The following is a 12,163-nucleotide window of genomic DNA, read 5'->3' on the forward strand; positions in this document are numbered from 1 at the left end:
CTCTTTCATACAATATTATTGTAAGAAAGAAACAACGAGTCAATTCATTTGCTTACACTAGGACAAGCTCTACCTTACATTTACATATTCATACCTTACAAAACTGTAAGGTTATTGTAAGCTAAAACGATTTGTCAGATTCTTCACCTCTTCTATACTGAATGTAGATACTAAAACGAACGAAAAGGTGATAAATAGATGAAGAAGAAAAATAAAGTGTTAATTACTAGTGTAGTAGCAATCGGTATTGCAGCTGGATCATATTTTGCATTTGCTGGCAGCGGTTCAGAAGTGGCAATGGCATATAGCGGATATAAAGTAACAGAAAAACAAATTGAAAACGCACAAAAATTTGGCGGTGAAGTCATTCCAAACGGTATCGAAACAATTTCATTTGATCCAACAAAAGGTACGTATGAATTAGCTGTAAAAAAAGGTGATGAAGTGAAAAAAGGGCAACTCCTTTTTAAATATAATGACCCTACTGCGAAACAAGGTGTAACAGAAGCAGAAATGCAAAAGAAAATCGCACAAAAAGAAGTAACATTGTTCCAAAAACAAATTGATACAGCGAAACAAAAATTACAAAAAGATAAAAATGCAGGCCTTCCTGCTGAAGCATTAAAAGCATCAGAAATCGAAGTACAACAATTAGAATCACAAATTGAAATGAAAAAGTTTGAAGTTGAAAAATCTGATGAAATGATTAAAGCAGCAAAAGAGAAAGTAAATACACTTTCTGTAACGAGCCCTACTGATGGCGTAATTGATGATATCGTAAAAACTGCTGATGAAAAAACAGGTATGAGCGGCATTACACTTCGCCACGCTGGTCCATTTAAAGTAAAAGGTCAACTTTCTGAATATGAGCTTGCTAGTATGAAAGTCGGGCAAGAAGTAACTGTTTCCTCAAAAACTGTCGCTGGTAAGACTTGGACAGGAAAAGTAACAGAAATCGGTTCTACACCATTAAAGAGCATGGATGAAAACAAAACAGTTTCTAACTATCAATTCACTGTCACATTAGATAATAGTGAAGAATTACAAAACGGCTTCCACGTTTACGTAACAAGTAAATCTGGCGAAGCAACTGGTACGATTGTTCCGAAAAGCAGCATCGTGAAAAAAGGTGACAAAAATGTTGTCTTCATTGTAAAAGACGGTAAAGCGAAAGAACAAGCTGTTACTGTTGAATTCGAGACTGATAGCGAAGCAAAAGTTTCTGGAGTGAAAAAAGGAGAGCAAATTATCTCTAAACCTGAAAAAGACTTAAAAGATGGTATGGAGGTCGTCGCCCGATGATTAACTTAAAAGGCATCACGAAATCTTTCCAAAATGGCGCAGAATCCGTTCAAATATTACACGGCATTGACGTAACACTGAACCAGGGAGAATTCACTTCTATTATGGGACCATCTGGTTCTGGTAAATCAACATTAATGAACATTATCGGTTGCTTAGATAAACCAACGACAGGTGCGTATGAACTAGCTGGTCAAAATATTTCAAACATGTCTGAGACAGAACTTGCACGCGTTCGTAATAAAGAGATCGGGTTCGTATTCCAAAACTTCATGTTATTACCGAGACTTACAGCACTTCAAAATGTAGAGCTACCTCTTATTTACGCTGGAGTCGATAAAAAAGAAAGACGCGAGCGCTCATTAGCCGCTTTAACAAAAGTAGGTTTAGCTGATCGTGCTACTCACCTACCGAACGAATTATCAGGTGGACAAAAACAGCGTGTCGCAGTCGCACGTGCAATCGTAAATAATCCAAAGTTCATTTTAGCCGATGAACCGACAGGAGCACTTGATACGAAAACAAGTACACAAATTATGGATCTCTTTTACGAATTAAACAAACAAGGCTCAACAATCATTATGATTACCCACGATCGTGAAATTGGGGAAGCTGCAGCAAGGCAAATTGTAATTCGTGACGGAAACATCGTCCAAGATTGGAGAGGTTAATTTTGAACACGAGTGAAAATATACGCATGGCCCTTTCCTCTATCTTTGCCCATAAAATGCGTTCCATCTTAACGATGCTAGGAATTATTATCGGTATTAGTGCCATTATTACTATCATTTCAATGGGTGATGGTACGAATGCAAAGTTTAAAGAAGAATTAGGCCAAGGAAAAGATAATGAAATAACAATTTACTACGACAACTCTGACTACGGAACAGATATTGCCAAAATTACAGCTGATATGTTAAAACGCCTTCAAACTGTGCCTGGAGTTAAAGATGTGTATCCAGATGTAAGTATGAAAGTAAAAGCAGCTTCTGGTTCAAAAGATGTCTCTCTTGATTTAAAAGGTGGAACAGGCGCCTTTATGACAGATTTGAAAATAAAATTAGTTCACGGTCGTGAATTAAACGACAGCGAATTAAACCAAGCAATCCCTGCTGTTATATTAAATGAAGAAGCTTTCAATAAATTATTTAATGGTTGGGAATCAAACTTATACACTGATATAAAAGGAAAGCCGTATAAGGTAGTCGGTGTGTACGAAACGAAAAATGACTTTGGAATGGCTATGCCTGAAGGGTATACGTCACTTGAAAATGTCCCTGTCATTTCAGGAGTAACTGAGTATGACTCTGTAAAATTAACAATGACCTCACCAACAGAACGTAAAAGTGTAGAAAAACAAGCCGTTTCCGTTTTAAACGAAATGAAAGCTCCTAAATTTGAAAATAAATTCAAAGCACAAGACTTAGGTGAATTTACGAAGCAATTAGATGAATCCATCGGTATGATGAAAATGGTATTCGGTGGTATTGCCGCTATCTCCTTACTTGTTGGTGGTATCGGTGTAATGAATATCATGCTTGTATCTGTAACAGAACGTACACGTGAAATTGGTATTCGTAAAGCACTTGGTGCAACGCGTGGTAAAGTATTAACACAATTCTTAATTGAATCTTGTATTTTAACAGGTCTCGGTGGTTTCATCGGATTCATGCTCGGTATTTTCTTCGCTTGGATCGTCTCAATCTTTGCTGGATGGCCACTCGTTGTCTCAAAAGAACTTGGACTTCTTGCAGTAGGTATCTCAATGTTAATCGGTATTATATTCGGTTTACTTCCAGCTAACAAAGCTGCAAAACTGGATCCAATTGAATGTTTACGATATGAATAAATAAAAAGCGTAGGAGTTTACACTCCTACGCTTTTTATTTATCCCGCTTTAATGGGCAGTAAGACCCCCACCTCAAAATTCAGCGAAAGCAAAGAATTTAGGTGGGGGATCAACTGCCCATAAAAGCCCGATTGGTTCAACTAATAATCAGTGGGGGAGGAAGAATCCCCCCCACTGATTAAAGTTTCACTTTATCTATTAAATCGTGTTTCTTCTATTATATATGTTTCACGTTATAAACACCTTTAATTATTTCAACCTACTAAAGCTATTATAGAATCCTATTATTGCAAAAATAATATGTGACAACCTAAAATCAAGGCGTAATTTTTTCCATACCTCGACTTATTTTGTAACAATTATGGCGATATTTTATTGATTTTCACCTCATTTATATTTCTCCACAGTCAAAATAGTTATTTTTACATAACTAATCACCTGTTCCAACAGCAAAATACGCCATTTTTGTAACACTCAAGAAATAATTACGCAACACTTAAGAAACATTATTAACCTATTAGAAATTGAAATACTCTCCATTTTATGTATTACATGCTCAAACCTCCCCTAAAAACTATAAGAAAGCGCTTTTAGGATATTACTGGAATTATTACAGAATATTAATGACCCGTTACGAAAGCTTTGTAATTCTATGTTTTTCGCAAATAAGAAAATAATGGTTGCTATAATGAGGTCAACGAAAACAAATGCAATGGAGGCTATTATGAAAAAATTTATGGGTATAGCAACAGCAGCGGTTTTTGGTCTTGGGATTTTCACAACATCTGCTAAAGCAGAAACAATCGTAACGACTGATGTACTAAATGTACGAGAAAACCCAACTACTGAATCAAAAGTTGTAGGAAAATTATTAGATGGATATAAAGTTAACGTTTTACATACAGAAAACGGATGGTCAAAAGTGAAATTGAATAGCGGTAAAGAAGCTTTCATTAGCGCTGACTACACAAAAGACACTTACTACGTAACAGCTAACGTATTAAACGTACGTGCTGGTGCAAACACAGACTCAGAAATTCTTGGTAAATTAAAACAAGATGATGTAATCGAAACAACACACCAAGTACAAAACGACTGGATCCAATTTGAATATAACGGCAAAACAGCTTATGTTCATGTTCCTTACTTAACAGGTAAAGCACCAGTTAAAGTTCAACCAGTAGTTAAAGCTGAAAAAACAACTAAAGTTCAAGATACAGCTAAAGCAGTGAAAGCAACTAAAGCTCGTGAAGTAGCTGAAACGCAAGCTAAAGCTAAGGCGGAGGAAGCAACTAAAGCTCGTGAAGCAGCTGAAGCTCAAGCAGAAGCTAAGGCTCAAGAGGCAGCTAAAGCTCGTGAAGCAGCTAAAGCCGGGGCAGAAGCTAAAGCTCAGGCAGCAGCTGAAGCTCAAGCAGAAGCTAAGGCTCAAGAAGCAGCTAAAGCTCGTGAAGCAGCTAAAGCTCAAGAAGCAGCTGAAGCTCAAGCAGAAGCTAAGGCTCAAGAAGCAGCTAAAGCTCGTGAAGCAGCTAAGGCTCAAGAAGCAGCTGAAGCTCGTGAAGCGGCTAAGGCTCAAGAAGCAGCTGAAGCTCGTGAAGCGGCTAAAGCTCAAGAGGCAGCTAAAGCTCGTGAAGCGGCTAAAGCTCAAAAACCTGCTACACAACAACCTGTTGCAAAAGAAACTGAAACAAGTGCACCATCATCTTCTCGTGAACTACGCGTTGTAGCAACAGCTTACACAGCAGATCCACTTGAAAATGGTTATAAAGCAGGCGACCAAGTAAAATCAGCTTTAGGTCACAACTTAACAGCTAACCCAAACATGAAACTAATTGCAGTTGATCCAAGTGTCATTCCATTAGGTTCAAAAGTATGGGTTGAAGGTTACGGAGTAGCAATCGCTGGTGATACTGGTGGAGCTATTAAAGGAAATAAAATCGACGTTTTAATGCCTGATAAAGGTACATCTAGTAACTGGGGACGTAAAACAGTTACAGTTAAAGTATTAAACTAGTTCGTAAAAAAAGAGTCAGTCTCATTGAGGCTGACTCTTTTTTTGATTCTCACATTCTAACTTTCTCTTGAAAGTAACTAATATGATCCCGAAGCAACTTTCACTCTGACATAAATAAGTTCCCTCGGTTTTTATATACTTTATCAAACGCCTTTAAAACTTCTTCATGATTAACAAACTTATGTAAAAAACGAAGAGCGATGACAATCTCCTTCTCTCCCGTCCAAATTAAATCTATCTCTTTGCATTCTATATACGATAGATTACTATTTCAACAAAAAAAGAGGATGCCATAGCATCCTCTCCTGCCCTTCCCTATTCCACACAAGTAAACTGCGTCCAAGCTCCTACATAATCTAGTAAGAATAACTCTTCTTCTGCAATTGTACCGACAATATTTTTCCGTTCATCTATCGGCATTTCTTTTAGAATGATTTGTAGTTCGCCTTTATACTTACCAAATGAGTTGTTACCAATTACAACTTGCCCTCTTTCCTGTAGTACACTTTCGCGCACCGGGAAGTCATAGTCTTTGTATTTTTTACGTACTTCTGTAGAACGTACCATATATTCTGTTATGTCACCGCGTCTTACGTGTAATTCTTGCAGTGTCGCTCTCTTCTCTACTTCAGTCGCTTCGTCTACAAAGTTTACCTTTAGCTGTAACATGTAACGATTTAAGTTTCCTATTTTCTCTAACTCTTCTTCACTCGCATAAGCATTTCCGATAATTACATCATCGATTAGCCCTGTTGCCCATAAATGTTTCGCTTGTACTTCAATTGGTAAGTTACGATGTTGTTCTAACGTACATAATCCGTCATTAATATCCCATGGACCGATGTCGGCTGCATGTGACGTAATAAAGGCTGCCGTGCGAATGCCATGCTTTTTAAAGCGTTCACTACAGCGAATGAAATAATCATATGGAAGACCAGTGAATTTTTGTGGATAGAAGTTATGACAGCCAATTAAAGCTGGTTTATTCGCCTGGTGCGAAAGGATATTCTCTAAGTATGCAATATCGTTACTTACGTTTAGCTCAATTTTTAAGCCGTACGGATTATTCGTCATTTTCGCTTCTGTTAACCCGTCAAATCCTAGATCTAAACGAATACCGTCTGCACCTAACTCTGCAAAGAATGATAGATCACTATAGCTAATACTAAGTTGATCGAATACTGCCGGAGCTACATCTAAAATAACTTCCATATTGTTATCTTTTGCATGATTAATAATTTCTTTAAATTCAGCTACAATTTCTTCTTTTGGACGATTCACAGATAATAGACATGTGAATATTCTTGAAAAACCGTGGCGTGCCGCTGCCGAAATGTATGCCATATCTTGTTCTTTCGTTGAATGCTCTGGATAAAGTGAAATTCCTAATTTACGCTCCATGCTTTTGCATCTCCTTCACACGTTGTATTAATGCCATGCTCGTAAATCTATATTTTGCAGATAAACATGTTGCACATAAAATCGTTGGTACAATAATTACGTACGGTGATTGTAAGCTTAGCATTACATATGCACCCATTGAACTACCGATAAATACAATTGATACGAGTAGTAACACTAATAAAGATTTACTTTGTACCCATTTTGAGTAATGTGCAATACACTGCCCCGCTACGAATGTAATTAAGATGATAATTGCTCCGAGCATTCTGTTTTCTCCTCTCCTGCTAATTGTTGTTTCTCATACATTTTGAAGAATGGGTAGTAAATAACGAATGAGATAACAAAGTTAATAAGTACAAGTACACCAGCCATAATTGTCCAGTCCGTACTAATAATCGCTGCAATTGGTGCTAACATCGTAAATGGCAGTTTCGCCATCATGAGCGGAATCATGCCTGAAACAACTGCGAAATATGATACTGTCGTTGTAACTAACGGTGTAATAACGAATGGAATAATTAAGATTGGGTTCATTACAATTGGTGCCCCGAAAATAATTGGTTCGTTAATATTGAATAAACCTGGTACGAATGATAATCTACCTAACTCTTTTAGGAACTTAGATTTAGAGAACATAAACATAATAACTAAAGCTAACGTTGAGCCTGATCCACCGATCCATACGAACCATTGAATAAATTGCTCTGTAAATAAGTTTGGTAATTGATGTGCATTTCCTGTAGCTGTGAATACTTCCATATTTTCAAGAATTGCTGAATCCCACATTGGACGAATAATTGGTCCTAAAATGGCTGGGCCATGTATACCGAATGACCAGAAGAACACGATTAAGAATACTGTTAATAAACCGCCGAATAAATTATTTCCTACTAATACTGATTTTAGTGGTGCGATTAAATACGTGATTGTTGTATTTACATCGAATTTTAAACCGTAACGAATACCCCAGAATAAAAGAATAACGACTAAAGTTGGAATTAATGCAGCAAACGAGTTTGCAACTGCTGGTGGTACACTGTCTGGTAATTTAATCGAGATATTATGCTTAATCATAAAGTGATAAATTTCTACTGCAATTAAAGCTGTGACAATTGCGCCGAATAAAGACGTTGCACTTAATGTTCCTACTGAAATATATCTTCCCGCATCAATAACACCTGGTACAGCTTTCGTAATTTGAATTGGTTCAACTGATGCTAGTAAAAAGGCGAGTACAGATAACAACCCTGCACTTAACTGATTGAGCTGATAAAAGTTTGCGAGTGAAGCTCCTACCCCAAATGCTGCGTATAACGCCATTAAACCTACTGTAAACCGGAATGGAATATCTAAAATATGGCGAAATGGTGCAATCCATTCCATATATGCATCAATTGGTAAATTTAAAAAGATAACGAAAAATGATCCGACAATCGTTAACGGCAATGTAGAAATAACTCCGTTTCGAATTGCTAATAAATGTCGTTGTCCTGCAATCTTTTGCGTTGTTGGCATAATCTTTTGTTCCATAAAACTCATAAAACCATTCATCAATACCCCTCCTCTTTCTCTTTACTACGTAAGGACAAAAAGTTATAACATTATAATGTTTATATTTAAAAAAATATATTTATGCTACAACTAATTGTTCTGCTTGTTTCAGTACTTTTAAACCGTCACACATGCCATAATCTCTTTGTTCTATTATTGCAACTGGTATATCGTATGATTTCGCAAGAAACTGTACCGCTGGAAACAAATACTTCACCTGTGGCCCGATTAAAACAACATCAGCATTTTTTATTTCCAGTTTCACAAGTTCTGAATCAACTGCTTTAATTTTATAATCCTTCCCTTGTTTCATTGCCTCTTCTTGCATTTTTCTTACAACCATACTCGTTGACATGCCTGCTGCACAACATAATAAAATGTACATCTTATACTGTCACTTTCTCTTCCACTCGTTTATGAAGAGTAATAAATTCTTCAGCAAGTTCTTTCACTGTAATTGCATTCATTAAATGATCTTGTGCATGCACTAACAGTAAACTGATTTCTGCATGATTGCCTCTTGCTTCTTCTTGAATTAAGTCTGTTTGAATGCGATGAGCTGCTGAAATCTCTTCACTAGCAAGTGTCATCTTTTCACTAGCATTCTCAAAATCTCCTTGTCTTGCAAAAGCAATTGCTTCAAGCGCCGCGCTTCTCGCATTGCCACCATGTAAAATTAACGCAAATGGAGTTTGCATATCAGTCATTTTAAATTCCCCCAAGCTATCTTTTTTCTATATTGTTATCTTATTATGAAAACGCATACAATTAAACATAAAAAACTTCCGTTGTGTAACGGAAGTTTTTATATACTTTTTCAAAACGATAGTAAAATCTCTTGAAATTCTTCAATCATTCCAGCCTGAATTAATTTCTCTATCGTATGCTGACTAGACATAATATCATATAAAAAATCATAAAGCTTTTGTAAACCTTCATTATTATTGCGCTTTACACTAAATAAAATAATAACTTGTACTTTCTTATCTCCCCAGTCAACCGCTTTATTAAGTGTACAAAACAGCAAAAATGTTTTCTCACTTAATAACTGCATCGGATGTGGAATTGCAACTAAATTCCCAACGGCTGTAGGAGATGTATTCTCTCTTTCCATAACAGAATCATAAAAGTTTTCTGGTAAATAGTTTTTCTCAGCGGCTTTCTCACATAAAAATTTGATAACCTCTTCTTTCGTAGAAGCGCTATGATTTAAAAAGATCAAATCTTCCTTTATATACTGCTGTACACTAGTATTCACATGCGTAAACAACTGCTGACCGATGGACTTAATTTCTTTATTATCAAATATTGAGTTCACTTTTATAACTGGAACAGGCAAACCACTCGGTATATGAATCGTACTAATAATACAATCTATTTTATCTTTATAAAGGTCTTCCACTTTCAATTGATAATAACCTGTAATCCCTACAATCTCTAATTTATCTCGGAACTGTGATAAAATTTTATATTTCAATAGCTGGGCGCTTCCTTGACCAGTCGCACAAACTAATAAACATCTTTTCTTTTGATTCTGTTCCTGTAAACGACTCATCGCTCCGCCAAAGTGAATCGCAATATAACCAATTTCACTTTCCGGAATCGATTCTCCCGTATATTCACCAATTATATCTCCTACGAGAACCGCAATTTCAAAAGCATACGGATAATTCTTTTTCACTTCTGCCAATAGAGGATTTCTCGTATTTAACTTATACTTCAAACGGTTTAATAACGTTTTTAAATGAACACCAAAACCAAATAATAATTCTTCATCATAATAAAAAATAAGATTCCGTTCCTCCGCTACTTTAAAAAGAATATGTTGCATAAATGCATATAGATCTTTCCCTAATAGTTCTTCCACATTTTCATAACGATCTCTCGCTGTAACAGCAGTACTCAATAAATGCATCGTCACATATAAAACTTCTTCTTCTGGAAATGAAAGATGCAACTCTTTCTCTAAATCTCCTACAATCTGTTTCGCAATTGTATATTCTTTCTTTATGATAAGTTCTGATTGCTCCGCATTCAGTCCTTTCATATAATGTTGATCTTCACAACGCCTTATTGCAATTGCAATATGAATGACTAAATTATCAATTTCTATATCTGATAAATATATCGTTCCTCCCTCGATATACTTTAAGATAACCGAACGGATAAGCGGTATATGAGGTAACGATAAATATGTATCCCTCTGCTCAAATTGCTCATGAAACGGAGTATGATCATAGCGCGGTAAACCATATTGTGATAAACAAGACCGAATATGAAACTCCTCTCCCACAATACGTATACCATAATACGGTCTCTTTTCAATTTGTAATTGATAGCGACCACATATATCTGTCACATCTTTCATAATTAAATTTACAGTCGATTTACTCAAATAAATCTCCTCTGCTAACTGTGAAAGCTTCACATACCCCTCTGTCGTTACAATACGTTGCAGGATGTACGCTATCCTTTCTTCATAAGAAGTCGGGATCTTTTCCGTCTGTTTTTGAAATAGACTCAAGCAAAACTCTTCAAATTTCTTCGCCTGTATAATTTCTAGTTCGTATCCAGTTCCTCTTTGCGATTCAATTTTCGCCCCGTTTTCTTCCAATATATTATTTAATAATTTTATATCTTTTTGAATCGTCTTCGTTGATACATGTAAACGGCTCGCTAAAAAAGCTCGATTTAACATCGATTTCTCTTCTAAAAACTCCTCTAAAATAGAAATTAATCGCTGATGCACTTTTGTCATAGCTCTTCCTCTCACAATTTATATATAAAAAGGAAAAAGCTGCTGAGGTCAGTAGTTTTTTCCTTTTTCATTTTATCTATTTCTTTAATGTAAATCCGAATTTATCCCATGCTTGTAAATAATCTAATAAGAAAATTTCTTCTTCTACAATTCGGCCAACTACATTTGTTTTTCCTGTGTTCACCATATCTTTTAACGCAATTTGTAATTCACCTTTATATTGACCATACTGTTCATTATCAATTAAAAGATCACCGCGTTTAATTTCGCGTGTATTATGCGGTTTGAACTCTTCTTTCTTATATTTCACACGACTTTGTGTCGAGCGAATCATATATTCAGATACATCTCCACGATAAAAATGCGGTTCCTCTAATACGATAATTTTTTCTAGTTCTGTTGTTGTATCATATAATCCTATATCAAATGTTTGTTTCTCTTTATTTAATGCACCTAGTGCTTGTAATTCTTCTTCTGATGCATACGCGTTCGCAATAATAACATCATCAATTAATTCTGTCGCAAATAAATGCTTCGCCTGTGTTGTCATCGGTAATTCACGATGCTGCTCTAACGTACATAACCCTTCTGTTACTGGCCAAGGTCCATATGTTGCATCAAATGATGATATAAACGCAGCCGTTCTCATACCGTAATCTTTAAATTGTTTCGAGCATTTAATGAAATGATCGTATGATAATCCTGAATAACGATGCGGATAAAAATTATGGCAACCAATTAAATTTTCACGATTTGGTCTATGGCTCATAATGTTATCTACATATTTCGTACCGTTACTCATATTAATTTCAATTTTTAAGCCGTATTGATTGTAAGTCATAATCGATTCTTCTAAACCAGAGAATCCAACATCTAAACGAATACCGTACGCTCCTAACTCATGGAAGAAAGATAAATCATTATATGAAATACCTAATTGTGTAAAAACAGACGGACTAATATCAACTAATACTTGGAACCCTAATGCATTTGCATGAGAGATCGTTTCTTTAAACTCTTCTATAATTTTCTCTTTTTCTCCATCTACAGACAATAAGCATGTGAATACACGTGTAAATCCGTATTTACTTGCTAATGTTAAATATTCCTTATCTTTCTCTACTGTTGAATGTTCTGGATAAATAGAAATACCTAATCGTCTCATATGTACACGCCTCTTTCTTCATTGTTTTGTAAACCTTTTCAAATATATGTAGTGAAAAAGTATGTATCCCCTTCTCATTCACTACTTTTTGAATCCGCTTTCTTTAAAGAAAAAACAATTTCT

Annotated in this window: 11 protein-coding genes and 1 pseudogene; 4 read left to right on the forward strand and 8 right to left on the reverse strand. The window is 35.8% G+C overall.

Features of this window, described 5'->3' with window-relative positions:
- The first annotated feature begins 198 nt into the window (after positions 1 to 198).
- The 4 genes from QCI46_RS23335 to entC all read left to right on the forward strand — a co-directional run bounded on the left by QCI46_RS23335 (position 199) and on the right by entC (position 5,162).
- Positions 199 to 1,302, forward strand: a complete 1,104-nt coding sequence (locus tag QCI46_RS23335) for an efflux RND transporter periplasmic adaptor subunit (RefSeq protein ID WP_353841543.1) — start codon at positions 199 to 201, stop codon at positions 1,300 to 1,302.
- Entirely contained in the window at positions 1,299 to 1,973 is a 675-nt protein-coding gene (locus QCI46_RS23340) for an ABC transporter ATP-binding protein (RefSeq protein ID WP_000609098.1), read from the forward strand. The genes QCI46_RS23335 and QCI46_RS23340 overlap by 4 nt, the downstream gene beginning before the upstream one ends.
- Before the next feature lie 26 nt (positions 1,974 to 1,999).
- Positions 2,000 to 3,151, forward strand: a complete 1,152-nt coding sequence (locus QCI46_RS23345; protein ID WP_483299031.1) for an ABC transporter permease — start codon at positions 2,000 to 2,002, stop codon at positions 3,149 to 3,151.
- Positions 3,152 to 3,752: 601 nt separating this feature from the next.
- Positions 3,753 to 5,162 carry a cell wall-binding protein EntC gene (gene entC, locus QCI46_RS23350; protein WP_353841923.1) on the forward strand — a complete coding sequence of 470 codons (1,410 nt, stop codon included), beginning with the start codon at positions 3,753 to 3,755 and terminating at the stop codon, positions 5,160 to 5,162.
- Positions 5,163 to 5,262: 100 nt separating this feature from the next.
- Here the strand turns inward: entC and QCI46_RS23355 are convergent.
- The 8 genes and pseudogenes from QCI46_RS23355 to QCI46_RS23390 form a co-directional block, all read right to left on the reverse strand.
- Positions 5,263 to 5,385, reverse strand: a pseudogene (locus QCI46_RS23355) (HEAT repeat domain-containing protein); the annotation flags it as partial.
- Positions 5,386 to 5,477: 92 nt separating this feature from the next.
- Positions 5,478 to 6,563: a DUF871 domain-containing protein gene (locus tag QCI46_RS23360; RefSeq protein WP_353841545.1), complete on the reverse strand. Its 1,086-nt coding sequence runs from the start codon at positions 6,561 to 6,563 to the stop codon at positions 5,478 to 5,480.
- Positions 6,553 to 6,831 (reverse strand): hypothetical protein, encoded by a 279-nt coding sequence (locus tag QCI46_RS23365; protein ID WP_000900037.1) that lies wholly within the window; start codon positions 6,829 to 6,831, stop codon positions 6,553 to 6,555. The genes QCI46_RS23360 and QCI46_RS23365 overlap by 11 nt, the downstream gene beginning before the upstream one ends.
- Positions 6,807 to 8,117: a PTS sugar transporter subunit IIC gene (locus tag QCI46_RS23370; protein ID WP_002063903.1), complete on the reverse strand. Its 1,311-nt coding sequence runs from the start codon at positions 8,115 to 8,117 to the stop codon at positions 6,807 to 6,809. The genes QCI46_RS23365 and QCI46_RS23370 overlap by 25 nt, the downstream gene beginning before the upstream one ends.
- A gap of 79 nt (positions 8,118 to 8,196) precedes the next feature.
- Positions 8,197 to 8,502: a PTS sugar transporter subunit IIB gene (locus QCI46_RS23375; RefSeq protein ID WP_000275650.1), complete on the reverse strand. Its 306-nt coding sequence runs from the start codon at positions 8,500 to 8,502 to the stop codon at positions 8,197 to 8,199.
- Between the two features lies 1 nt (position 8,503).
- On the reverse strand, positions 8,504 to 8,824 hold the full coding sequence (locus QCI46_RS23380; RefSeq protein ID WP_000131328.1) for a PTS lactose/cellobiose transporter subunit IIA: 321 nt from the start codon (positions 8,822 to 8,824) through the stop codon (positions 8,504 to 8,506).
- A 110-nt stretch (positions 8,825 to 8,934) separates the two neighbouring features.
- Positions 8,935 to 10,875 carry a BglG family transcription antiterminator gene (locus QCI46_RS23385; RefSeq protein WP_353841546.1) on the reverse strand — a complete coding sequence of 647 codons (1,941 nt, stop codon included), beginning with the start codon at positions 10,873 to 10,875 and terminating at the stop codon, positions 8,935 to 8,937.
- Positions 10,876 to 10,951: 76 nt separating this feature from the next.
- On the reverse strand, positions 10,952 to 12,040 hold the full coding sequence (locus QCI46_RS23390) for a DUF871 domain-containing protein (RefSeq protein ID WP_353841547.1): 1,089 nt from the start codon (positions 12,038 to 12,040) through the stop codon (positions 10,952 to 10,954).
- Positions 12,041 to 12,163: the final 123 nt, after the last annotated feature.

Origin of the sequence: Bacillus cereus group sp. RP32, from assembly GCF_040459735.1 — a bacterium.
Taxonomy (GTDB): Bacteria; Bacillota; Bacilli; order Bacillales; family Bacillaceae_G; genus Bacillus_A; species Bacillus_A wiedmannii.